The 21,715-nt window shown below is 46.4% G+C and carries 26 protein-coding genes and 1 pseudogene; 6 read left to right on the top strand and 21 right to left on the bottom strand.

The annotated features are described in order from the left end of the window. Positions 1–9 precede the first annotated feature (9 nt). The 3 genes from DESPODRAFT_RS09875 (at position 10) to mltG (ending at position 3,882) form a co-directional block, all read left to right on the top strand. On the top strand, positions 10–585 hold the full coding sequence (locus tag DESPODRAFT_RS09875; RefSeq protein WP_004073279.1) for an electron transport complex protein RnfA: 576 nt from the start codon (positions 10–12) through the stop codon (positions 583–585). 35 nt (positions 586–620) lie between these two features. Beyond that, a complete protein-coding gene (locus DESPODRAFT_RS09870) occupies positions 621–2,705 on the top strand; it encodes an FAD-dependent oxidoreductase (RefSeq protein WP_004073278.1) in 2,085 nt (694 codons plus the stop codon). Positions 2,706–2,901: 196 nt separating this feature from the next. Beyond that, entirely contained in the window at positions 2,902–3,882 is a 981-nt protein-coding gene (gene mltG / locus DESPODRAFT_RS09865; protein ID WP_004073277.1) for an endolytic transglycosylase MltG, read from the top strand. Here mltG and DESPODRAFT_RS09860 read toward each other — a convergent pair. Beyond that, positions 3,872–4,546, bottom strand: a complete 675-nt coding sequence (locus DESPODRAFT_RS09860) for a Smr/MutS family protein (RefSeq protein ID WP_004073276.1) — start codon at positions 4,544–4,546, stop codon at positions 3,872–3,874. The genes mltG and DESPODRAFT_RS09860 overlap by 11 nt on opposite strands. A gap of 37 nt (positions 4,547–4,583) precedes the next feature. On the opposite strand from DESPODRAFT_RS09860, the gene DESPODRAFT_RS09855 reads away from it, so the two are divergent. Continuing rightward, positions 4,584–6,620 (top strand): ribonuclease catalytic domain-containing protein, encoded by a 2,037-nt coding sequence (locus DESPODRAFT_RS09855; protein WP_004073275.1) that lies wholly within the window; start codon positions 4,584–4,586, stop codon positions 6,618–6,620. A gap of 360 nt (positions 6,621–6,980) precedes the next feature. On the opposite strand, the gene DESPODRAFT_RS09850 is transcribed toward DESPODRAFT_RS09855, so the two are convergent. From DESPODRAFT_RS09850 to DESPODRAFT_RS09795, 14 genes and pseudogenes are all read right to left on the bottom strand, one after another. After that, positions 6,981–7,229, bottom strand: a complete 249-nt coding sequence (locus DESPODRAFT_RS09850) for a PEP-CTERM sorting domain-containing protein (protein WP_216593996.1) — start codon at positions 7,227–7,229, stop codon at positions 6,981–6,983. A gap of 121 nt (positions 7,230–7,350) precedes the next feature. Beyond that, the gene (locus tag DESPODRAFT_RS20605; protein WP_040015765.1) at positions 7,351–7,674 is read right to left on the bottom strand and encodes a hypothetical protein; all 324 of its coding nucleotides are present in this window, start codon (positions 7,672–7,674) and stop codon (positions 7,351–7,353) included. 483 nt (positions 7,675–8,157) lie between these two features. Beyond that, complete coding sequence (locus DESPODRAFT_RS09840) at positions 8,158–8,628, bottom strand: hypothetical protein (protein ID WP_004073273.1); 471 nt, start codon at positions 8,626–8,628, stop codon at positions 8,158–8,160. 18 nt (positions 8,629–8,646) lie between these two features. Beyond that, entirely contained in the window at positions 8,647–8,805 is a 159-nt protein-coding gene (locus DESPODRAFT_RS20005) for a hypothetical protein (RefSeq protein ID WP_157488465.1), read from the bottom strand. A 243-nt stretch (positions 8,806–9,048) separates the two neighbouring features. Continuing rightward, entirely contained in the window at positions 9,049–9,849 is an 801-nt protein-coding gene (locus DESPODRAFT_RS09835) for a sulfite exporter TauE/SafE family protein (protein WP_004073272.1), read from the bottom strand. Between the two features lie 77 nt (positions 9,850–9,926). Continuing rightward, positions 9,927–10,301, bottom strand: coding sequence for a rhodanese-like domain-containing protein (locus DESPODRAFT_RS09830; RefSeq protein WP_004073270.1), 375 nt, complete (start codon positions 10,299–10,301; stop codon positions 9,927–9,929). 18 nt (positions 10,302–10,319) lie between these two features. Continuing rightward, positions 10,320–11,858 carry a cation diffusion facilitator family transporter gene (locus tag DESPODRAFT_RS18670; protein WP_004073268.1) on the bottom strand — a complete coding sequence of 513 codons (1,539 nt, stop codon included), beginning with the start codon at positions 11,856–11,858 and terminating at the stop codon, positions 10,320–10,322. A 20-nt stretch (positions 11,859–11,878) separates the two neighbouring features. After that, positions 11,879–12,382 carry a rhodanese-like domain-containing protein gene (locus DESPODRAFT_RS09820; RefSeq protein ID WP_004073266.1) on the bottom strand — a complete coding sequence of 168 codons (504 nt, stop codon included), beginning with the start codon at positions 12,380–12,382 and terminating at the stop codon, positions 11,879–11,881. After that, complete coding sequence (locus tag DESPODRAFT_RS20335) at positions 12,379–12,945, bottom strand: Crp/Fnr family transcriptional regulator (protein ID WP_004073264.1); 567 nt, start codon at positions 12,943–12,945, stop codon at positions 12,379–12,381. Before DESPODRAFT_RS20335 ends, DESPODRAFT_RS09820 begins: the two co-directional genes overlap by 4 nt. Positions 12,946–12,949: 4 nt before the next feature. After that, positions 12,950–13,132, bottom strand: a complete 183-nt coding sequence (locus tag DESPODRAFT_RS09810; protein WP_052314688.1) for a thioredoxin family protein — start codon at positions 13,130–13,132, stop codon at positions 12,950–12,952. 4 nt (positions 13,133–13,136) lie between these two features. Next, a pseudogene (locus tag DESPODRAFT_RS21060) lies at positions 13,137–13,184 on the bottom strand (hypothetical protein); the annotation flags it as partial. A gap of 87 nt (positions 13,185–13,271) precedes the next feature. After that, complete coding sequence (locus tag DESPODRAFT_RS09805) at positions 13,272–14,444, bottom strand: permease (RefSeq protein ID WP_004073261.1); 1,173 nt, start codon at positions 14,442–14,444, stop codon at positions 13,272–13,274. 18 nt (positions 14,445–14,462) lie between these two features. Next, on the bottom strand, positions 14,463–14,696 hold the full coding sequence (locus DESPODRAFT_RS09800) for a thioredoxin family protein (RefSeq protein ID WP_004073260.1): 234 nt from the start codon (positions 14,694–14,696) through the stop codon (positions 14,463–14,465). A 37-nt stretch (positions 14,697–14,733) separates the two neighbouring features. Then, on the bottom strand, positions 14,734–15,090 hold the full coding sequence (locus tag DESPODRAFT_RS09795; protein ID WP_004073259.1) for an ArsR/SmtB family transcription factor: 357 nt from the start codon (positions 15,088–15,090) through the stop codon (positions 14,734–14,736). Positions 15,091–15,325: 235 nt separating this feature from the next. On the opposite strand from DESPODRAFT_RS09795, the gene DESPODRAFT_RS20330 reads away from it, so the two are divergent. Together DESPODRAFT_RS20330 and DESPODRAFT_RS20000 are read left to right on the top strand one after the other, a co-directional pair. Next, the gene (locus DESPODRAFT_RS20330) at positions 15,326–15,544 is read left to right on the top strand and encodes a hypothetical protein (RefSeq protein WP_172635725.1); all 219 of its coding nucleotides are present in this window, start codon (positions 15,326–15,328) and stop codon (positions 15,542–15,544) included. A gap of 37 nt (positions 15,545–15,581) precedes the next feature. Then, complete coding sequence (locus DESPODRAFT_RS20000) at positions 15,582–15,986, top strand: efflux RND transporter permease subunit (RefSeq protein WP_245531886.1); 405 nt, start codon at positions 15,582–15,584, stop codon at positions 15,984–15,986. Here the strand turns inward: DESPODRAFT_RS20000 and DESPODRAFT_RS09785 are convergent. From DESPODRAFT_RS09785 to DESPODRAFT_RS09760, 6 genes are all read right to left on the bottom strand, one after another. Next, positions 15,900–17,150 (bottom strand): AICAR transformylase/IMP cyclohydrolase PurH, encoded by a 1,251-nt coding sequence (locus DESPODRAFT_RS09785; RefSeq protein ID WP_004073257.1) that lies wholly within the window; start codon positions 17,148–17,150, stop codon positions 15,900–15,902. The genes DESPODRAFT_RS20000 and DESPODRAFT_RS09785 overlap by 87 nt on opposite strands. Positions 17,151–17,152: 2 nt before the next feature. Continuing rightward, a complete protein-coding gene (locus DESPODRAFT_RS09780; RefSeq protein WP_004073255.1) occupies positions 17,153–17,836 on the bottom strand; it encodes an AICAR transformylase/IMP cyclohydrolase PurH in 684 nt (227 codons plus the stop codon). Between the two features lie 81 nt (positions 17,837–17,917). Beyond that, complete coding sequence (locus DESPODRAFT_RS09775) at positions 17,918–18,628, bottom strand: YkgJ family cysteine cluster protein (protein WP_004073254.1); 711 nt, start codon at positions 18,626–18,628, stop codon at positions 17,918–17,920. Between the two features lie 366 nt (positions 18,629–18,994). Further along, the gene (locus DESPODRAFT_RS09770) at positions 18,995–19,297 is read right to left on the bottom strand and encodes a hypothetical protein (RefSeq protein ID WP_040016300.1); all 303 of its coding nucleotides are present in this window, start codon (positions 19,295–19,297) and stop codon (positions 18,995–18,997) included. Positions 19,298–19,585: 288 nt separating this feature from the next. Next, complete coding sequence (locus tag DESPODRAFT_RS09765) at positions 19,586–20,947, bottom strand: sigma-54-dependent transcriptional regulator (protein ID WP_004073251.1); 1,362 nt, start codon at positions 20,945–20,947, stop codon at positions 19,586–19,588. After that, on the bottom strand, positions 20,944–21,693 hold the full coding sequence (locus DESPODRAFT_RS09760; RefSeq protein ID WP_004073249.1) for a hypothetical protein: 750 nt from the start codon (positions 21,691–21,693) through the stop codon (positions 20,944–20,946). The genes DESPODRAFT_RS09765 and DESPODRAFT_RS09760 overlap by 4 nt, the downstream gene beginning before the upstream one ends. Positions 21,694–21,715: the final 22 nt, after the last annotated feature.

The raw sequence follows: 21,715 nt of genomic DNA, 5'->3' as shown, positions 1-21,715 counted from the left end.
ATTTATAACATGGGTGATTTATTTATTCTAGCAATTAGCTGTATTTTCATCAACAATATTCTCCTTGCCCAATTCTTAGGTAACTGCCCTTTTCTAGGCACCTCCAAGAAAATGGAGACGGCCATGGGCATGGGAATGGCTGTTGTATTTGTTCTAGTCATGGCAGGCATGATAACCTGGATTTTAGACATGTACCTGCTTAAAGCGCTGAATGTTGAATTTCTGCGCACACTCTCTTTTATTCTGGTCATAGCCTCCTTGGTTCAATTCGTGGAAATGTTCTTAAAAAAGAGTATCCCTGGACTGTATGCAGGCCTGGGTATCTTTCTTCCATTGATTACAACCAACTGCGCGGTTATGGGTGTGTGTCTGATTAACATCAAGGAAGAGTACACCTTTATTGAGGCTCTGGTATCCTCCTTTGCCTATGCCGTAGGTTTTGGTCTTGCCCTGGTTCTGTTCGCAGGCGTCAGGGAAAGAATCATCCTTGCCCGGGTGCCTAAAGCTTTACAGGATACCTCAATCGGTCTTGTGACTGCGGGTCTGATCGCATTGATCTTTACCGTTTTCAGGGGCATGGTTTAGTTTAACACAAAAATAATATAATGTAAGGTGATTGTATGATTCCAGCTATACTGCTAATGCTGGGCATTGGCGCAACATGCGGCATCGTGCTCAGTCTTTCTTCAAAAATCTTTTATGTGTATGAAGATCCCAGAATCGCACAGGTAGAAAACAATCTTGCAGGTGCCAACTGTGGCGGTTGCGGGTACGCGGGCTGTTCTGCAGCTGCAGCAGCAATCGTATCTGGTAAAGAACCCCCGACCCTTTGTATTGTCAATTCAAAGGAAGGCGTTGAAGCGGTTTCCCGAATTATGGGCGTTGATGCGGGCGCGGCCGAAGCTCGGTTATCCTACAATATGTGTGAGGGCGGCAATCGGGCCGCTGATAAATACCACTATATGGGTGTTTCATCATGCAAAGCCATGGCTGCCATATTTGGCGGACACAGAGTTTGTACGGTTGGCTGCATCGGTCTTGGAGACTGTATCAAGGCCTGTCAGTTTGGTGCGCTTTACATGGGACCAAACGGATATCCTGTGGTTGATGACGCCAAATGCGTTGGTTGCGGTGCCTGCCAGAAGGCCTGCCCCAAAAATATTATTCAAGTCAAGACCCTGAGCGAAAAACTAATGGAATTCAACCAGGAACAAGGAGCTCTGGCACCGTGTTCCCAGACCTGCCCTGCTGAAATCAATATTCCGAAATATATCAGTGAAATAAAAGCCGGAAAATATGCCGAGGCGGTTCAGACCATACGCATGAGAAACCCCCTTCTCCTTTCCTGCGGAAGGGTATGTCCTCATCCCTGTGAAGATATGTGCAGAAGGGGTATTGAGGATGAACCGGTTTCCATTAACCAGCTCAAACGCTTTGTGGCTGACTATGAAATGAATTCCGGTTCCCGGATTCCCATTACTTGTGCCCCTGATACCGGTAAAAAGGTCGCTGTAATTGGCGGCGGGCCTGCCGGACTTTCCTGTGCATATTTTTTAAGGCGCCTCGGTCATCAGGTCGATATCTTTGACGCTATGCCAAAACTTGGCGGTATTATCAGATACGGCATCCCAGAATACAGACTTCCTAAAAAGGTTCTGGATTGGGAAATCCAGGGAATTCTCGATTTAGGAATAAAGGCCTTTACCCAAGTTAAATTCGGAGTAGACTTTGGACTAAGCTCTTTGGTAGCCTCCGGATACAACGCCATATTCATGGGAATTGGTGCCTGGAAGGATTATGCCCTTGGCATTGAAGGGGAAGATCTTGACGGATGTTATAAGGGAATTGAATGGCTTTCGAGATTTTCCAGCGGTCAGGAAATGAAGATAGGAAAAACCGCTGCTATCGTCGGTGGTGGGAACAGCGCCATTGACTGCGTCAGAACACTGAAGCGGCTGGGGCTTGAAAAAGTGTACATTGTTTACAGAAGAACCCGGAAGGAAATGCCTGCCAATGCAGTGGAAATTCATGCAGCCGAAGAGGAAGGGATTGATTTTGTATTCCTTGCAGCCCCCACACGGGTCATTGGAGATGAAAACGGCAAGGTTAAAGGCCTTGAATACCTGAAGATGGAACTGGGTGAACCGGATAAATCCGGTAGAAGACGGCCTGTACCGGTTGAAGGATCTGAAACGGTACTGGACGTTGATATGGTCATCTCTGCCATCAGTCAGGCACCGGATCCCTCTTTTAAGGATACTGATCCAACTCCGAAAATAAAAGATTTGGAATTGACCCGCTGGAATACCATTGACAACAATCCTGAAACCTTGCAAACTTCAATCCCATATATTTTCACCGGGGGTGATTCGGCAACCGGACCTTCCCTTGTTGTTACTGCCATTGGCGGCGGAAGGCGTGCCGCCCGCGCCATCGACCTGTTCCTGAAAGGGAAACCGGTTGAACCGGTCGAAAATTCCTTACTGGGAAAAAGAATCCCTGAATCTATTTTCAAAAAAGTTGATGGCATAACTCCCAGCAAACGGGCAAAAATGCCGGAAATCCCGGTTAGCCAAAGGCTGGATTCAATGATTGAAGTTGATCTGGTTCTGCCCGAAGAGCAGGCGCTTGCCGAGGCTAATCGCTGTCTGAACTGCTGTCGGATCTGCTACAATCCCGATACCGAGTTTCCTATTGCCAAATAAGTAAGCTACAAGGAAATAATTAAAACATACGGGTCTGACCGATTTACCGGCAGACCCGTTTTAATTTCAACACGTATAAATCACTGATTTGAATAATTCCCAAGAAATAATCTTCCCTCCGGAACAGGAACAACCCCCTGACAAAAAACCGGACAAACCATGTAAAGCAATAAAAAAGCCTGCCTTTATTTTCGCTATGATCTTTCTGTGCATTGCTCTAACAGCGGGCAGTTTAATTCTTTGGATGGTTTCTTTTATTAAAACCTCTGTGGGTATCACTCCTTACCAACCAGTCACCTTTACGATATCTCCCGGCGAGCACTTACCTACCATAGCCCAAAACCTTAAAGACCAGGATTTAATCTCAAACCTCATTGCGTTTAAACTTTATGCCCGGATAAAAAAGGCAACAACCCGGATAAAAGCAGGGGAATATGAGATGAACACCGGTATGAATCCAGAAGCCATTTTAAGCCTTCTGATCTCGGGTAAACACAAAGTATACCGATTCACCGTTCCAGAAGGACTGAACATGGAAGAAATTGCCTTGCTCGCCCAGGAAGCCGGTTTATGTTCCAGACAGCAATTTTTAGCTTTGTGCAATGAGCTTGAATGGATCAATCAATTTGAAATACCGGGCACGACCTTAGAAGGATATCTGTTTCCAAATACCTATTTTTTCTCCAAGGAAACAGACTGCAAAACATTGATCAAAAAGATGCTCTCGACCTTTAACAAAACATTCAATGAAAAGTGGAAAATCCGCGCAAAAGAGATCGGCTTAAGTGTCCATGAAATTGTCATCCTCGCCTCAATAATCGAAAAGGAGACCGGCAATAAAAAAGAACGGTCCATAATTTCATCGGTCTTCCATAACCGGCTAAAACGCCATATGCGACTTGAAAGTGACCCGACAGTGATTTACGGGGTTTCTGATTATTGTGGACGGATTCGATATAAACATCTAAGGCGTGTCACACCCTATAATACCTACCAGATAGACGGACTTCCGGTCGGTCCCATTGCCAACCCGGGCGCCCAATCTCTTAAGGCAGCGCTGTACCCTGCCCAGACAGACTACCTTTATTTTGTATCAAAAAACGACACCACGCATCAATTTTCTACCAACCTGGAAGACCACAACAAGGCCGTTAAAAAATATCAGCTTAATCAGTAAAACGCTTAAGATAAACCAGTAAAGCACCGAATTTTGATCTTTTTCCACCCTCCCATTTATATGATAGAACAATATCTTCCTTTTTCATCTCCTTTAACAGATCCTCCACCACATGGGGAAGCACGGGGCCGCTTTCTGAGTGAAGCCCCTTGCCCACAATAATGCGGAGGGTAAAAAAACCCTGAACATGGGCACCTGAAATAAAAGATCGCGTCTTAACCTGTGCTCCTATAGCTGTAAACCCATGGAGGTCAAGATCTGCTTCGGGTGGGGGATAGCGCTTGAGTCTTCGTTTCAAGGGCATAGGCTTAGGCGCATGACTGGAAAGAGGGTTCTGTTTCAGCCAGACTTCCAGTAGCGTTGAAAACGCGACTTCTTGTTCAGGCACTTCCGGTTCTATTTCTGCTGTATTCTCAGCAGATGGCGTATGAGGATCAATATTTTTATTCATCCAACTTTCATAATCATCCAGAAAGGGAAGGCCATGTTTATTTAAGTTCTTGGAGGATTCAACGGGTTTTTTGATCTTTTCCTGTTTTTCTTTTAATACCTCTTCGCCATGCGCTAAAAAAGCATCAATAAAATCTTTGTCGGATGCCAGCTTAGGCAGATCATTTTTACGCTTTAATTTTTGTTTATTTTTCCTGGTATTTTTCTTCGCCATAGTACCTATCTTACTTGAAAAACAAGGTCTTTTCAAGGTGCAGTCTTTGTTTGTCGCATTTGACTTTAATACACCTTCCTGTTATTGTCCCTTCATGAATATTGGCAACATTGTTGAATATATAGACCAGCAAAAAATTATATCTGCGGTTATTTTAAGTGAAGCAAAAGGAAAACTTCGGCTGCTTAATGAGAACAGCCGGGAAGTGAGCTTTTCCGAAAAACGGCTGGCACATATTTCCGAGACCGGGCTGGATACGGGACTTTCCAAAACAACCTTGGTCACGCACCTCAAAAAAATAACTGAAACCCGCAAAAAATTGTCAGAGTCTATAGATATAAGGGGGTTATGGGAAATTCTTCATGATGACCCCCAGGAAATTGATATTTCCACCATGACCTTATTCTGTTTTGATCCGCCGTTGACACCGGACCATGAAGCTGCAGTTATCCGGGCTTTTTTTAATGACCGCCTCTATTTCAAATTTAACAAAATAATTTTTTTGCCTTTCACGGAAGCCCAGATGGAAGCAAAGAAACGGCAGATCCGGGAAGAAGAACGAAGGAATTCCCTGATCACAAAAGGGTCAGCCTGGCTGGTTCGACTCCGGGACCAGGATCATGTCAGTGAAGAGCAAGACCCGATTCTCCTAAAAATTTTAAAAGATTATTATATTTTCGGTAATGAAGCTGAAAAATCCTTTTTAGCAAAGGAAATCATCAAAAAAGCAGGTTTAAGTTCCCCGGACCGGATATTTGAGCTTTTTGTAAAAGCCCGCATCTGGGATGCGGATGAAAACCTGGACCTTATATCTCTGCAAATTCCCACTACATTCTCACCCAAGGTGATGCAGACCGCAGATTATCTGTGCAAAACAGCCCCCTTGGTATTTGACGATCCCAAACGCAAGGATCTGACAAATCTGCCATTAATTACCATTGACGGCCAGTCCACCCAGGATTATGACGACGCCATCAGCCTTGAAACAACGGAAAACGGTTATCGGCTTGGCATTCATATTATTGATGTCGGGGCCTACATCCGCAATGGAGATACCATTGATATGGCCGCCCGGGAGCGAGCCTCGTCCATATACATGCCCGACGACAAACTGCCCATGATACCACCCAGCCTGTCCGAAGATCTGTGCAGTCTCAAGGAAGGCCAATTGCGACCAGGGGTTTCAACCCTTGTACATATGAACCGTTTTTTTGAAATCCAGGACTATCAAATCGTTCCATCGGTGATCAAAGTCCACCAGCAGATGAGCTATACCGAGGCCAATATTGTAAACGGTAAAAATGATCCCATTACCACACTTTACAAAATGGCAACCGTACTGCGTGATAAACGCCTCAAGGCCGGGGCTATCCAAATCACCTTGCCCGAGGTCAATGTATGGCTGGATGAAAACAAAAATATCAATTATACAAAAGTGGATCGGGAGAATCCATCACGGATGCTGGTCTCAGAGATGATGATTCTGGCCAATACCCTGATGGCTGAGTTTTTAAAAAATAATGACATGCCTGGGGTATTCCGGTCCCAGGCACAACCCAAACAGCGTATTTTCAAGGGTATTGAAACGCAGTTAATGCCCAATTTCCTCCAACGCAAGCAGTTAAGCCGGGCGGTTATCACCACCCATGCCGAGCCCCATGCAGGCCTTGGGGTGCCGGCTTATGTTACGGCCACCTCCCCCATCAGGCGCTACCATGACCTGCTTACCCAGCGCCAAATCAAGGCAATATTCGGTATAGGCACACCCTACTCATCCCGTGAGCTTGACGATATCCTTGCCGCCATTTCCGTGGCTGTATCCAATACAGGACGCATCCAGGCTGCCCGTAAACGCTATTGGCTGATCAAATACCTGCAGGATTTAAGGGGAGAAAGCTTTGAAGGACTGGTGCTGGATGCATACAGGGACCATTACAACGTCCTGCTCAAGGAGTTCATGCTTGAATCCAGGCTGCCGGCATCCGGGCTGAAACTCAAATCAGGGGATCAGATTCAGGTAACGATTCAGCATGCCGATGCACGGCGCGGTCAGTTGACCTTATTTGCTGTTTGAGGCTTCATTAGTTGTTTTCCCCACCCCAGAGGGCGTGAACAATATCTTAGACCGTGTTTGAAAAATCAGTAATGTCCGGTTAGGTTTTTGCAACATAACTCCGATAGCATTTTTTTATAAAAACGTCATTTTTTTGTTGACAAAAGCGTTGAAATATAACGCGCTCCTTGAAATCAGTTATTTTAATTTCAAGGAGTTATAATTTAACTCACGCATGCTTACCGAAAGGACACGTAATACCACACAAAATCTTGCTGTGATTTTTGTTCACATAAGACTCGTCCGGATATACTTCAGGGCGAACCGTCCCTGTTAAATGTCCATTTAAAAAAACGAGAATATGGAGAACCTGTTAGGCAGTCAGCTGTTCTTTTTGTCTGTCCAGTTTTGCCGCCTGCCAAACAGCGCCAGACCAGCTAAACCACACCCCATGAGCAATAAAGTCCCAGGTTCCGGGACAATGGTCAACTCGCTGGAAAGATAAATGCTGTACTCACTATCTGGATCCCTGTGAACAAGGTAGAAACCCGAAGTTGGTGCCGTATGATTCAAAACAAAATCAACCGTTGCGGTATAGCGTTCATTCCCCAGGGTTAAGTTCCAGCCCATGGCCATGGGTAGAGTAGAGCACTGATTCGGCCGGTTTCTTCAGCCCTTTTTATATTCGAGACGCCTTGCCGCACGCGGCTACTACGTGTTCCAAAGGCCTTGCATCCTCAATGCTCCCTCATCAAACCGTGCATACGGTTCTCCCGTACACGGCTTTCCGATGTTCTTCACTGTAAGGCTTGCGCCCTTTTCCACTTTGCGTAAGTTGGGATTCCAACTTTTGCACAAATTTGATTTCCCCTCCATCCTTCTCTATGGACTTAAAGCTGACACCATCTATTCCAGGTGCACCTTTGTTTGCCCGGGCAAGGCGATAGGCATGACCAAGGATGTCAGCCCGGTAGACCTTGTCATATAAAGAATAGAAACGAAAATCCGGTTCCTGCTTGGCCTTACAATAGAGCTTCCTCTGAAGCGTCCTGATCCTATCCGGAGTTAGTAGCATATTGCAATCTCCTGATCCTCCGCTCGTTAGTTACGTGAACAAAGTAGGGTCCCTTTCCTTGGCCGGGGTTATGTTGTCCCTCAGCCTCAATCGGTACTATGAACCCCTCCGACTCCCAATACAGCCCCATGGAATTTCGGATCTCCTTATATCCATCAGTTAACGGCCCTTCACCGTAACCGCATTGGGTCTCCCGCACTGCACTGCAATTCTTCCGATACATGCCATCCCTGCTACCCCGGAAGATCACCTGAAAGGATTTCCGTTTTCTACTCCCAGGCACTACGGCCTTCCCTTGATGTCCAAAAGGTCGGCATCTTCAATTAGTTGACGAGGCTACATATAGGTTCACTTTCGTTACGGCCTGCATCTTTGCCCATAAGAAACTTACAACCTCTGGTTACCCAGACGCTGCTTCCCGGTGCTAAGAAGGCGTACGGACAATTCCTCCTTCAGGACTTTAACCTGTTAGAACTACAGTTGTTACGGCATACAGACATCGTTCTCAATTGTAGCGCCACCAAATATTTGATTGTCCAACGTCCCGTTCAGTAGATTGTCGTAGATATCTCCCAAAAAATATCCCGGCTCGTCGATTTCCCAGGACTGTCGAGCCACCGGTGTACCTATCGCCTCTCCTGTTTCGTCTGAAACATTATAATTTTCTTCTTTTGTTATTTCATGGTCGAAAAAACCGCCTATGTAGTAGTCCCCGGCAGTTCCTGGAGAAAAATTAATACTCAAGGTTCCAAGTCCGCTCAAAGAGTCAAAGGCACTCTCGTCCATAGTAAAATTTGCAGGGAGGGAATCGGAATCTCCCAGGGCATATTTTGTCCCATCAAGATTAAAAACTGCATCAAAAAGCTCCAAAGTTGTCGCCCCCGCCGGAGCTGATGCAAAAAATAACAACAGACCTAAAAAAAATACCCTTGTGCTCTGCAACTTTGTTTTCATCTGCAATGTCCTTTTTCTTCAAAGTGGTTTCTCTCCGTTTGGCAACACCGGCATCAAACACCTCGTCAGGCGAAACGCTCTGTCCGGGGCCCTGCGGATGCCTGGAAGAAATTGTTGTTCAGGCGGCAGGAGGTCCGGTAAGCAGATGGTCATGGCCGGGGCAGTCGGATTGCTCATCGCTTTTTCTCCTTCATGCTGTCCGGCAGGGATTGATGTCTGCCGATATGGTCAATTGAGTTGTATGTACAAATCTATCGCCTGGAAAAATACATGTCAACGTTTATCCCAGGGCGATTGCATGAAATTTCGGTGATCAAGATCCAGGTGACGATCCAGCATGCGGATGCACGGCGCGGTGAATTGACGTTATTTGCCGTCTGATACTTAACGATTTTTGGTTTTAGCAGAGGGTACAGTGCGTTAAGATCTTAAATATGCTTTAATCTCTCCCATATTTTGCAAAATACCGGTTAAACCCATAGACCATAAAGATTTAATTCCAATAAGTATTAGGACACCGCCTAATAGGCGTTTAACACTTTGTGGCTTCATCTTTTTTTGCATCACTTTGGTACCAAGATACCCTCCAAACCAGCCAGCCAGCCCTGCAAAAATAAGTATTTTGCTGGACACCGATCCCATGGCAGCGTAGGTGATAAACGCAGAGAAAGATGAAAATGGTACTGAAAGGGCAGTCACCATGGCCACTTTTTTGGGGTTAAAGCCCTGGACCAGCATCAGGGGAGAAATGATTCCACCTCCGCCAACGCCAAGAAGCCCTGATACAATTCCGGCCAGTGTACCAACACAAAGGGGGCCTGCAAGGGGACGATCTTCCCGGTACTGATCTGCATATTTTGAGCCTTTAAAAAATATCATCATAGACCCGGAAAAGAACAAAAAAACGATAAAAGATAAAAGCAGGGTCTGGGTGGGTAGAAAGTGACCGGCCCAGGCTCCCACCGGGGCCATGACAATTGACGATGCAATAATTGGAAGACCTAATTTCACGTCAAGTTTTTTTTCCCTGAAATTAGACCACGTCGCCCCGAGCATACTCACACAATTGACAAAAAGCCCGGTGGGACGGGCAAGATTAAAGGGGACACCAACCCAGGACAGAGCGGGAATAAGAATAACGGCAGCTCCGACACCTCCCAGAGCAAAAATAAAACTCAATACAAATGAAAGCAGACTGATGATTAGAATATTAGATGCCATTTTTTTTGTGTCCGTATCATAAAAAATATACCGGCAGGCCCGGTTTTTTCGGTTGCCGGTACACCGGTTTCATTACATTACATCTTAGCCAGGGGGCCGGGTTTGAAGGTCGCAGCCATATCCTCTGAAGATGCTGTAAGCCCCTTTACTTCCTCATATCCATTGGCCCTCAGGTAAATATATACCAAAGCCCCTCGGAATACCGAAGAACAGAATGGAATAATGAATTTGTCTTTCGGTACCTCGCCAAGCCTGTCTGGAAGTTCATTCATTGGAATATGCAGGGCAAAGGGAAAAGAGAGATATTTCACCTCCTCATCTGTCCGGACATCAAGAAATACAAAATGATCGTTGCCAAGCACCTTACGCATTCCTTCGATAGTCATGCCGTGTTCGCCGGAACTTAAAAATTTAAAATCCATATCTTTTAATAACGAATTCAGATCACTCATCTTCTAAATCTCCTTGAATTAATTTTTTCCATTATTTTTAAAAAGGCTCATAAATACAAGATAAATGGCCGGTATCAGGAAGGACGCATCCCGGATCAGGGTGAGGCGATTCATTGAGCCTTCCTCTGGGTTTGTTGAAAAGCAACCGCAGCTGATATCCAGTCCCCGGGAAAGATTAAACAGGATTGCAGCCATAAAGAGTGTCAGCAGCGTTATTGAAATAACTGAAGTTCCGGGCATCCATCGGTTGAAAATCAGGCAGCAGCCCAAAATAAGCTCAAGCCATGGAAGTATGAGTGCCGTCAGGTTGATAAATGAATCTGGCAGGAGCTGATAGTTGAATACTGCCTGGGCAAAGGCCTGTGGATGGATAATTTTATCCAAACTCGCATAGATAAAAATAACGCCAAGTACCATTCTTGCTATATGATATAAATATCCATAGGTCTTTGGGCCTATTTTCGCCTTTGGCTGATCATTGGAACCGTTGTTCCCTTTATTTATGCTGATTCGGTTCTGCTGATCCACTTTTTTCCCCTTTGTTTTGGCAGCAAACGTCTCACACAGCAGTGTTCCGCCCCCGCAGAGTTCAGTCTCAAACTGCAGCACCGGATGATCAATGCCGAATTTGTGAAAAATCATGTGGCGGATACTTTTGGATAATTTCTCTATTTCCGTAAGCATCTGGTCCTTAACAACCAGGTGGCAGGAAAAGTAGATTCCCGATGAACTGACGGGCCAGGCATGAAGGTAATGGGCACTTTTAATTCCATCAATGCTGACAAGGGCTTCATGAACAGCCTCTAAGTCAATGTCGGACGGGGTGGCGTTCATCAAAATTTTTGTTGACGATTTAAAAATGTCCCAACAGTTCTTGAGAATGAAAACGGCGATAAATACAGATAACACCGGATCAAGCCAATACCAGGGTTTATAAAACATCACAATGCCACTGATCATCACAACGACAGAGGTTAAAAAATCTCCCAGCATGTGCAGAAAGGCACCTTTTACATTCAAATTGTGTTTTGCATCCCGGTGGAGAAGCCATGCGGAAAAACCATTTCCCACAATGCCGACCATTGCAGCCCATATGATTATTTTTCCTGACACGACTTCAGGAGATAAAAACCTTTGGATTGCGCCATATAAAATAAAGAGGCAGGCACCTACCAGGATGATGACATTCAGCAATGCCGCCATAATTTCAGCCCGGCGATACCCGAATGTGTTCTGCAGAGTTGGTCCTTTGCGGCCGATTCTATAAGCAATATAAGAGAGAAGGAGTGCTGTGAAATCGCTGAAATTGTGTGTGGCATCAGAAACCAGAGCCATACTGTGGGCAAACATTCCGGCAATAACCTGAATCACCGGGATGATTAGATTTAAACCTAAGGTAATCAGCAGCCTGGTCCCACTGGTTTCTTCAACATCAACATGGTGATGATGGCCTGAGCATTGTTCTGAATGGCCGGCCTCGTTGTGGGGAGCCGTTTTAAAAAACTCTTTTTCACTTACACTTATATGCTCACAGCCTTTGTCCTCTTTATGTATCATTGTGCTTATTCCTTTTTCTGTCACTCCCCCTCCTGGGTGGGAAGACCGTTTTCTATCCATAGTGTCCACCCGTTCACCAGCACGTTGACATGGGCAAATCCCATATCTTTCAGAAACAGGGCAAGATCGTGGCTTAAGTTGCAGGTCTCTCCGTCGCAATAGGTAATAATCGGTGTATCATGGGAAATATCCTGCATAACACTCATAAACAGGTCATCAACATTGTGCCATGGCAGGTTGCGCGCCCCCTGGATATGCCCCTCCCCATACTGGATAGAATCACGGGCATCAATAAATACAGCCGCCTTCTTTTCAAAAAGATGTTTAGCTGCCGAAAGTTCGATGGAGAGAGGTTCTCCCCTTTCGGTCGTCATACGTCCCTGGACAGACCAGTCAGCGACAAGCGGCAAGGAGGTCGGTCTGATTGCATTGGAAAGCAGGCTAAGTATAACGGCTGCCAGCAAAATCACCGGTCCTTGCCAAATCACCCGATAGAGTTGTTTTATATCAATACCGATTCTCACTTTTTGACTCCTTGCAGATCAGGTAAATCAATTAAAGTCATCGCCAATTTTGCCCACCCGGCTTTTTCAATATTACCCTTCCCAAGTATACCTTTTGTGGAGAGCCTTTCGATCTGATTAAAGGCTTCCCGCAGTCTCGTGCACAGATGTTCCAGTAAAAAAATAGCGATTTCCGGTTTTTGCTTCATGACAGTGTGTAGTTTTTCCCGTGTCATCACCAGCGCCTTAACATCATCCACCGCTTCTGCACTGGCCGGGTAAGAAGATCCGTGAATCAGCGGCATGAAACTAAAGGTATCTCCAGGCCCGAAAATGTAAATCGCAGCACTCTTCCCGTCTGCCAGCGGTCTGAATATTTTTACTTTTCCAGAGATGATTGAAATCATCCGCCCCGCAGTTTTACCTTCATTCCAGAGAACATACCCGACAATTAGCGGGATGGATGCCAGATGGCATGGGCTGAACAATACACTGATAACGCCCCATATAAAGCATCCGGGCGCCGCCAGGGCAAGGCCGCCGGTCATCCATTGATTCACGGTTAAAAATATAGAATCAAGCATAAATTTATTCCTTATTTCCAAACTCAGGTTGTTCTACCTCCATTTCTGTCAGGCGATCAACAATGGCTTTTTCGTCCAGAAATCCTTCGTGCCGCCAGACTTCTTCACCGTTTTCGTTAAAAAAGATCTGGGTGGGGATGGCCCTTATGCCGAACCTGGGGGGCCTGGTCCCGATTTTCCCATACATCTATGAAAACAATATGTGCTTTGCCTTCATACGCTTTTTCAAGTTTTTCCATAATCGGGGCCATCATTTTGCAAGTATAATCTAAATTGTTTAAATGTTCATATTTTTTAGATAGTTATTTGCCACCATGAGAAGTCATCTACCCGAAAAAGGCTCCGTACACCACCCCGGCTATGGTGGACAGGATCACGATGATGGTACAAAACGTGGCCGTCTTTTTTACGCCCATGATGCTGCCGATCACCAGCATGTTGGGTAACGACAGGGCCGGACCTGCCAGCAGAAGTGCCAGGGCAGGCCCCTTGCCCATGCCGGCGCCTAAAAGTCCCTGCAGGATGGGCACTTCGGTCAGGGTAGCGAAATACATCAAGGCTCCGGCCACGGAGGCCAGCAGATTGGCCCAGATGGAATTGCCGCCCAAAAGGGATGAAATCCATTGTTCCGGGATTAGCGCCGGATGACCCGGACGGCCCAGCAGAAAACCAGCCACGATAACCCCCCCGAAAAGCAGAGGGAAAATCTGTTTCATGAAGACCCAGGTCGATTCCAACCAGCTTTTGCACTCATCTTTGGTGAACCAGGCCTTGAGCATTAATCCGAGGATAATCAGCAGGGCAATGGTGATGTACCACTTGGCGGCAAAGATTGCGGGCCAAAGCCCGGTCGATCCGGAAGCCGGTTTGGCAAAGGCGGCAAAAACCAAAATCAACACCATCGTCAGAAGGTATAGACTGTCTTGCAAAAGGGTTCTTTCTTTGGCATCCTCGTCCGGCAGATAAATTTTACCGACCGTGCGTGAGGCATCGTCTTTATGAAAAATCAGGGCCATGAGCAGACCGGTCACCACGGCAAAAATCACTGCGCCAACAGCCCTGGCAAGGCCGAGCTGCCAGCCGAGGATCTTGGCGGTCAGAGTGATGGCGAGCACATTGATGGCAGGCCCGGAATATAGAAAGGCCGTGGCCGGTCCGATCCCCGCCCCTCGTGTGTAGATTCCCGCAAACAGCGGGAGTACCGTACAGGAACAGACAGCCAGGATGGTGCCGGATATCGAGGCTACAGAATAGGACAACAGCTTGCCGGCCTGAGCCCCGAAGTATTTGAGCACCGAGGCTTGGGAGACGAACACGGAAATGGCACCCGCAATGAAGAAAGCGGGAATCAAACAGGTAAGAACATGTTCCCGGGCATATTCCTGAAGCATCATAAAAGCTTCCAGACCGGACTGACGGATCACAGGATGGCTCCAGGGCACATAGTAGGCGGCCATAAAAACCCCTGCGATCAATAGCAGCTTGGTACGTTCTTTCATTGGATATCTCCTTTGAAACTATTTGGTAACCCAGGCTTTGATATCTTCTTTTTTGGGTACTTTTCCGGTACATTTTACCTCGCCGTCCACAATGACGGAAGGGGTTCCAAAGACGCCGTAAGAAGCGATCTGCATCATATCAGAGACTTTTTCAACGTGAGCGTCCACACCAGTTTCTTTCAGCACTTCCTGCACTAATTTTTCGGTTTTAATGCATTTGGCGCATCCAGGTCCCAATACTTTGATTTCCATGTTTAACTCCTTATCTTTTTACATAATAGGTACTTGCTTAATTTTTTGACTCTTTATCAACAATATCATACCGGTCTATATCCGGAAGAAGCTTAGTCAGTTCTTTAATCTGGCTATCACTATCAAGCCAGTGTTTCAGATTATCGATCATGCTGGCGGCAAATGGAGAGTCGCTGCCGTCCGATAAAGCGTAATTCACCCACAGTCCATCCTTGAAGCTTTTAACCAGGTCTGCATCCTCAAGAATTTTCAAATGTTTGCTCGTGGTAGACTGGGCAACCCCCAGTAACTGTTGTATTTCACAGACACACAAGGAACGATTCTGAAGCATTTTCATCATTTTGACCCTGTTGGGATCGGATAATGCTTTCATGACTTTAATAAATGTTTTCATAAATGTACCCCATCTATATATCGGGCTATGTTTTAAGCTCAGCTGCGGCCTTCAAGTATCCACTCTTCGTTTAATTTTGTTTCCGCTGGAACAGATCCGGTGGATTTCACTTTCCGATTGATGACCAGGGGCGACTATCCATTCCGCCATAACCGGCCTGCTCCAATAAATCGTTAAATTGGAATATATAAATTCATGCTCCAGTTGTCAAGCAATGGACAAAAAAATAAAACCCATGGTAGATAAAGCTCAGATCCCTGGTGCCAAAATTTCGGTGATGCAGATGAAGCTCAAAGGTATCCGGAATGTTGGAGACCAGGAGGTTGAAATCAAAATTAAAGGGGCACGTATTCATCCGATTTTCGAGTTCGCCCGGGAAACGGCTGCCAGGCTTAAAGAGACGCGCGGACTGGTCCAGGGAAGCGTGGCAACCCGGTATAGAGAATGGGGGTGATTACTACGATATCCGTGTGATGGTTCGGTCGGAATCTTTGAAGAGCAAATTTGAACTTGAAAACATGATTATCAAAAGCAATTCCGACCAACCGGTTTATGTCAAGGATGTTGCCCGGATTGAACGTTCCACCGGTCCCGTGGAAATCATCCGTGAAGACCAGGCCAAACAGATCATCGTCCCGGCAGACTCCCATGAAATCAGTGTCGGTGAGGCCGTGATCCCGGCCGAAATGGCTGTTACCCAAATCCAAAAGCCTGCCGGTGTATCCTTTGAGATGGGCGGTCAGGCTAAAATGATGGCTGACAATCGAAAAGTCATGGGAATCATCAACAAGTATGACATTGCATCTCTTCTAATGCTTAAAACTGCGCTGGCCTGTATATACCATGCTGGCCCTGTATTCATTGCAGGCTTCAATAGACTGGTAATCGTTCATTGAACCACCTGGCTGGATAACGGCTTTTACCCCCTGCCTTAACCCCACATCAATGCCGTCCCTGAACGGGAAAAAAGCATCTGAAATCATGGAAGAACCGATAAGCCCGCCCTTTTGTTCTGCTACATCCGCTTCAATCTCGGCTTTTTTATCTTCATCCGTCATGTCGGCAAAGGAGGTATTGTACCGTTCAAAGCAGTACCGGTCACACAATTTGCGATAGGCCTTGTCCACGGCGATTTCCGCAACCCCGACCCGGTCCTGTTCACCGGTGCCGATGCCCACGGTGCAATTATCCTTGACATATATTACGGAGTTGGACGTAATACCGGACTCCACCAGCCAGCCAAAAAGCATATCCTCGTATTCCTGGTCCGTAGGTACCCGGTCTACTTTATACGTTGTTCCCTTATATTCTGTCGAAGCAATGAAAAGATCTTCTTTTTTAAGTGTTTTGGGCACAAAGGACCACTGGGCAACAATGCCGCCGTCCATAAGACTTTTGAAATCCACCACCCGCTCACCGATAAAGGAGTGCAGTTTGTCCATGGCGTTGATCCGGATCACGCGCAGATTTTTTCGCCGTCCCAAAATCTCAATGACCCCGTCCTCAAACTCCGGGGCCACCACCACTTCAGCATATTGATCGGCAATGCCTTCGGCGGTTGCCTTGTCCACTGCCTTGTTCAGGGCAATGCAGCCGCCAAATGCCGCCACACGATCTGCCATATAGGCCTTGGCATAGGCCTGTTGCAGGCTGTTCGCCCGGGCAGCCCCGCAGGGGTTGTTGTGCTTGACAATGACGGCACAGGGGGTATCCGTAAAATATCTCAGGATATTCAGGGCGTTATCTGCATCGGTGAGATTGGTTTTGCCCGGGTGTTTGCCGGACTGCAGCAGTTCAATATCAGACACAAGATATTTGCCCGGCACGATGGTTTTGGCATCCCCAAGGGCCAGATTTCCATTAACCAGCCGGTATAATGCGGCTTCCTGGCCGGGGTTTTCCCCGTAACGAAGGCCCTTTTGCACCCCGTCAATAATCCAGGAAACCTTTTCATAAAACAGGGTCTGCCGGCTATCGCCATTCACAAAAGAAATTTCCATGGCCGGCGTAAAATGGTCATCCATTATGGTTTTGTACATCTTTTTAAGATCTGTGCTCATATCTACTCCCCTGTTTTATAACACGATTCGACGTCTTTTTTTGAAAGCCCGGCCAGATAATCAGCTATGGCCCGATCGTACTGGGCGGTATGCTCAAAGGCCTTTGATGCAAGTGAATACCGCTCTTTTAGCCCCAAAGCCCCGTCCTTTGTTTTAAGGGCTGCCAAAATACCCTCATAGGATTTGGGATCCACCACCGAAGCGACCCGGATGAAATTTTTAGCAGCGGCCCGGATCATGGTCGGCCCGCCAATATCAATATTGCCCCGGGCATTTTCAACGGAGACATTTTCCCTGGCAATGGTCTGGACAAATGGATAGAGATTGACCACAACCATATCAATGGGCAGAGCATGGGTTCTTCTCAAATCATCCTGGTGGTCAGAATTATATGTTTCAGTCAAAAGGCCCAAATAAATTTTAAAATCAAGTGTCTTAACCAGCCCTCCCTGGGTTTCGGCCTGGCCGGTATAATCAGAGACCTGTTTAAGGTTGCGGTCTGAATAAGGTCCGAGAATCTCTTTTATTCTGGAATAGGTTCCGCCGGTGGATAAAATGATGATATCCGGATTGATTTCAAGCAGACCGGGAATAAATGTCCCAAGCCCGCTTTTATCGGATACGCTGATCAGAATGGTCTTTATTTTTACCAGATCGTCAATTCTTTCTACCACGTTTTTCGTCATGGTTGTTCCTTATTATATAATTAAGTTGCTGCTGTATATTTTAAATGCAGGCATGCATTTAACCCATTCTGAAGGGCGACGTCAAGTTGAGGCGCTGTCATTTTCTCGAATGATTGCCCTCAGATTCTGTACAAGACCTTGGGTCCGGGCAAGATGTTCAGGCGGAATCATAAGCGCAGGGATCTTTAAATTCCGGGTCGTTCCGCAGATTTTGACTTTTCCTGGAGATCCTTTAGAATCCAAGACATTTTTTTCTGCATGTTCCAGCAGATCAAGAAAACTGCCGTATATGCCACCTGCATCCAGGTGTTCCACAAACTGCATAAAAACCGTTGTTATGGTTAATGCAAAAAAAGGCATATCAGCCTGACCTGTCTGACCGCAAGGGGTAGTGGAGATCATCACCCGACAGCCCAGGGGCCGGACAGGATAGATGGTGCAAATCCCATTTTCAAGCAAAGGGCAGGTTCCCCAGGACGGATCATTCTCCTCCTCATCTGCATCACGGCCCTCCATGCAGGCCAGGGCAAATTCATTGGTGGTCTGAAAAGGCCGAAACCGTCGGGGTTGCCCGGCACGGTTCAGCCGGACACGGATATCATCCAGCGCGTTGCTATCCAGCCGGTTTTGGATATAGGCAATTTCAAGACCTGTGGCGGTAACATTACAGGTACAGCAGTCTGCACACTGTTTTGCGCAGGCAACGGGGAACGCAGCCATAGCCCTGTCAAACAGGGCGTAAATACGCTCAAGCGTATTAAAACTGTTATTAAGTTTCGCAATACATGTCATTGTTTCAACCAACTAATTAAACTTAAACAAAATAGTTGTCCCTCCCATATCATTGGCGTATAGTCACGTCAACAAAGATGGTGGAAAATCGCACCAGGCAGATATTTTATTCGTGTCTGTCCAGAGGTTTTGCATTAAGGGAGGCTACATAATTAAGAGACTGCCGTTGCCCGAAAAATGGCATGCGATCCTTTTCACCGGCGCCGCCGTTACAGCCATTTCAGGCCCTGTCATGCCGGGATGGAATTATCTGGTTGTAGAGATGCCGCCTACAGCCCTTTCTTTACGCTTTTTCAATCTGCCGACACTGTCTTACTCTGGGTGAACAAACTGGAAAAGCTGCGAATGGATATCAACAAAAATCAATTACTCTCCAACCTTTTCAATGTCCAGGCCGATCATAAAATGATCTTTAAATCCGATTGGCGTACCGTCGAGAATATATTTGATGCGGGTAGGTTTACGAACTGCTGGAATGGTCTTGTCCTGGTAATGGAAAATCATGGGAACAAGATCTCCGCTTTTAAGGCTCTTCAACGCCCTTGATTCCTTTGTTACCAAGGCAAAAAATTGCTCTGATTCATTTTTTCTTAATTTGAACTGATAGAAAATCCCCGGGTTATCCAGTTGAAACTCCGCACTGAAATACATATTGTCGTCCTGTTCCATTTTCACTGATCAATCGCCTCCTTTTTCAGACTTTTCTTTGCAAAACACATGATTTCTATTTTCATATTTTCGAATTTAATTGTGCTTTAATCGAGATGTAAAGCAGCTTGTGTGCCAGCCCGTTCCCTTGTTAAGAGGAACAGAAACAGGCTAAATCCCCACGCCAAAGCAGCTATCCGGTTACCAAAAATTTATTGAAAGTTACGAAAACTGCGCCCGGCATCAACAACTGCCTTGAAACCCATTGTTGCAAAGAAGAATATTTGGTAACCATGCCGCCTTTATATTTTATTTATATGCTGTGGGGTCAATGTCGTACTTTCTGACCTTGTAATGGATGGCTCGTTTGCTGATGCCCAGAAGATCAGCCGCATCTTTTTGAACGCCCCTTGACTTTTTCAGGGCTCTTATGATGGTATCCTTTTCACTCTGTTCAATGGAAAACGCCTGGGAATCGAGCAGGTCAGAGGTCATCACCGCATTTTCCCGGATGGTTTCAATCTGAAGGTCCCATGGTTCAATAGTCTGATTTTGGCACAAAACAGCCCCTGCCTCAATGGTATTTTTCAATTCCCGGATATTGCCCGGCCAGGAATGTTCTTCCAACACTTTGATAGCGGCATCGGAAATACGCAAACGCTCAATACCTTGTGTCTGGGCATAGCGGTCAGCAAAAAAACTGGCCAAGGGATAAATATCTTCTTTTCGCTCCCGCAAAGGCGGAATTGTCAGGGTGATTCCTTTGAGCCGGTAGTACAGGTCCTGGCGGAAGTTTCCCTCTTCAATGGCCTGGGAAAGATCAGCGTTGGTTGCTGCAATCACCCGGCAGTCCACAGAGATCTCTTTTACCGCGCCCACCTGGCGAATTTTTTTATCCTCCAGGAATCTTAACAGACGGCACTGCATATCATGGGAAATATTGCCGATCTCATCCAGGAAAAGCGTACCGGAGTCCGCAGCCTGCATAAGCCCGATCTTATCCTTTACTGCATGGGTAAACGAGCCTTTCAGATGGCCGAACAATTCACTTTCAAGGATGCCTGCGGGCGTCGAGCCACAGTCCACAACCATGTAGGGCTGTGTTTGTCTGGGACTGTTTCTATGGATACATCCGGCAATACATTCCTTGCCCACCCCGCTTTCCCCGAGAATGAGCACGTTAACCTGGGTGACAGCCACCTTTTTCACCATGGTATAAAGATGCTTCATGGCAGCGGATTTTCCCCAGTAAAACCCGGATTCAACCAGGGGCATAGGTCCTGCGCCGACACCTGTACCGCGAAGGGCCATCATGGTATTGATTTTCTTAATCAGCTCCAGGCCGTCAAAAGGCTTGGAAATATAATCGGCTGCGCCCAGCTTCATAGCATCCACAGCATCCGGTATGGTGCCGTAAGCAGTCAAAAAAATCACAGGCAGATTCGGCAGGAACTTACGGATATCGGTAAACAACTCAATTCCGCTTTTTCCCGGCATTTTTATATCCGACACCAACAGATCTATGCCTTTGTGCTCCCTAAGTATTTGTTCGGCCCCTGCCGCATCCTTTGCCTTCAACACCTTAAAGTTGGATGCGGACAGCCTTGCGTCCAAAACCTCTAGAATACTGGGGTCATCATCAACAATGAGTATTTTATGTGCCGCCGTCATTGATTTTCCCTTTGTTCCTGCCGTTCCTTATCAATTTTCTCAAGCACGTTTATCTGGTGCAAAAGATCTCTAATCCGAGCCTCCTGGTGCCGGTTTTGTTTTTCCAAGACAGTTATTTTAAGTCCTGTAGAATCAATCTTTTTCTGCATGCTAAGACGCTCTTTTTTATAGACTTGCTCTCTGGAATAAAGGACATTAAGATTTTCCAGCATACCCGACCGTTCGGATTCAAGTAAAATCATGCCGTGGTCCAGGGCTTTCTCTATCATCTCGGGGGGTATTCTGCACCATGTATTGCACCGGGTTTCGCCGTCGTCGGGCTCCTGGCTTGGGTCTGTTAAACTCCGGTAAGGCAATTGTGACGGTAACCGTAGAAGCTGCTCCACAGCCGTTCTAAAGGCCGGGGCATTTTCTGCAAGAATCATGTCAAGACAAGCATTTCCATAAAGGCCGACCGCCTGAAGCTGTACATCATCCTTCCTTAAAGCAAGCTGTGAAAAAATCTGACGGGCAAGGGCATACTCTTCATTTAAATATGCCTCCTGGCCCTGTTTTACCATGGCATCCCGGCAGACGATATTGCAGACAGGTATTATGGTACACCCGTTGACAATTCCCCCTGTACACCCGTTGACAATTCCCCCTGTACACCCGATAAAAACCAGGACTCTGAAAAAAAGAACAAAACGCTTGAATTCCCCTCCCATGGGCAAATTCAAGCCATCATATATCCATGAAAACCGCATAAAATTCCTTAAAATTGATCTA

Source organism: Desulfobacter postgatei 2ac9 (genome assembly GCF_000233695.2).
GTDB lineage: Bacteria > Desulfobacterota > Desulfobacteria > Desulfobacterales > Desulfobacteraceae > Desulfobacter > Desulfobacter postgatei.
This window is presented reverse-complemented; position numbering and strand designations above follow the sequence as displayed.

Excerpts from the sequence above, each read along its gene's own strand:
- DESPODRAFT_RS09805 (WP_004073261.1), bottom strand. The coding sequence starts at position 14,444 with ATGAAAGAACGTACCAAGCTGCTATTGATCGCAGGGGTTTTTATGGCC.
- DESPODRAFT_RS09840 (WP_004073273.1), bottom strand. The coding sequence starts at position 8,628 with ATGAAAACAAAGTTGCAGAGCACAAGGGTATTTTTTTTAGGTCTGTTG.
- DESPODRAFT_RS09835 (WP_004073272.1), bottom strand. The coding sequence starts at position 9,849 with ATGGCATCTAATATTCTAATCATCAGTCTGCTTTCATTTGTATTGAGT.
- DESPODRAFT_RS18670 (WP_004073268.1), bottom strand. The coding sequence starts at position 11,858 with ATGATACATAAAGAGGACAAAGGCTGTGAGCATATAAGTGTAAGTGAA.
- DESPODRAFT_RS09830 (WP_004073270.1), bottom strand. The coding sequence starts at position 10,301 with ATGAGTGATCTGAATTCGTTATTAAAAGATATGGATTTTAAATTTTTA.
- DESPODRAFT_RS09785 (WP_004073257.1), bottom strand. The coding sequence starts at position 17,150 with ATGAGCACAGATCTTAAAAAGATGTACAAAACCATAATGGATGACCAT.
- DESPODRAFT_RS09780 (WP_004073255.1), bottom strand. The coding sequence starts at position 17,836 with ATGACGAAAAACGTGGTAGAAAGAATTGACGATCTGGTAAAAATAAAG.
- DESPODRAFT_RS20335 (WP_004073264.1), bottom strand. The coding sequence starts at position 12,945 with ATGCTTGATTCTATATTTTTAACCGTGAATCAATGGATGACCGGCGGC.
- DESPODRAFT_RS20330 (WP_172635725.1), top strand. The coding sequence starts at position 15,326 with ATGGTAGATAAAGCTCAGATCCCTGGTGCCAAAATTTCGGTGATGCAG.
- DESPODRAFT_RS09875 (WP_004073279.1), top strand. The coding sequence starts at position 10 with ATGGGTGATTTATTTATTCTAGCAATTAGCTGTATTTTCATCAACAAT.
- DESPODRAFT_RS09800 (WP_004073260.1), bottom strand. The coding sequence starts at position 14,696 with ATGGAAATCAAAGTATTGGGACCTGGATGCGCCAAATGCATTAAAACC.
- DESPODRAFT_RS20605 (WP_040015765.1), bottom strand. The coding sequence starts at position 7,674 with ATGCTACTAACTCCGGATAGGATCAGGACGCTTCAGAGGAAGCTCTAT.
- DESPODRAFT_RS09860 (WP_004073276.1), bottom strand. The coding sequence starts at position 4,546 with ATGGCGAAGAAAAATACCAGGAAAAATAAACAAAAATTAAAGCGTAAA.
- DESPODRAFT_RS09770 (WP_040016300.1), bottom strand. The coding sequence starts at position 19,297 with ATGGAACAGGACGACAATATGTATTTCAGTGCGGAGTTTCAACTGGAT.
- DESPODRAFT_RS09810 (WP_052314688.1), bottom strand. The coding sequence starts at position 13,132 with ATGTATGGGAAAATCGGGACCAGGCCCCCCAGGTTCGGCATAAGGGCC.
- DESPODRAFT_RS09870 (WP_004073278.1), top strand. The coding sequence starts at position 621 with ATGATTCCAGCTATACTGCTAATGCTGGGCATTGGCGCAACATGCGGC.
- DESPODRAFT_RS09765 (WP_004073251.1), bottom strand. The coding sequence starts at position 20,947 with ATGACGGCGGCACATAAAATACTCATTGTTGATGATGACCCCAGTATT.
- mltG (WP_004073277.1), top strand. The coding sequence starts at position 2,902 with ATGATCTTTCTGTGCATTGCTCTAACAGCGGGCAGTTTAATTCTTTGG.
- DESPODRAFT_RS09795 (WP_004073259.1), bottom strand. The coding sequence starts at position 15,090 with ATGAAAACATTTATTAAAGTCATGAAAGCATTATCCGATCCCAACAGG.
- DESPODRAFT_RS20005 (WP_157488465.1), bottom strand. The coding sequence starts at position 8,805 with ATGAGCAATCCGACTGCCCCGGCCATGACCATCTGCTTACCGGACCTC.
- DESPODRAFT_RS09775 (WP_004073254.1), bottom strand. The coding sequence starts at position 18,628 with ATGACATGTATTGCGAAACTTAATAACAGTTTTAATACGCTTGAGCGT.
- DESPODRAFT_RS09760 (WP_004073249.1), bottom strand. The coding sequence starts at position 21,693 with ATGCGGTTTTCATGGATATATGATGGCTTGAATTTGCCCATGGGAGGG.
- DESPODRAFT_RS09850 (WP_216593996.1), bottom strand. The coding sequence starts at position 7,229 with ATGGGCTGGAACTTAACCCTGGGGAATGAACGCTATACCGCAACGGTT.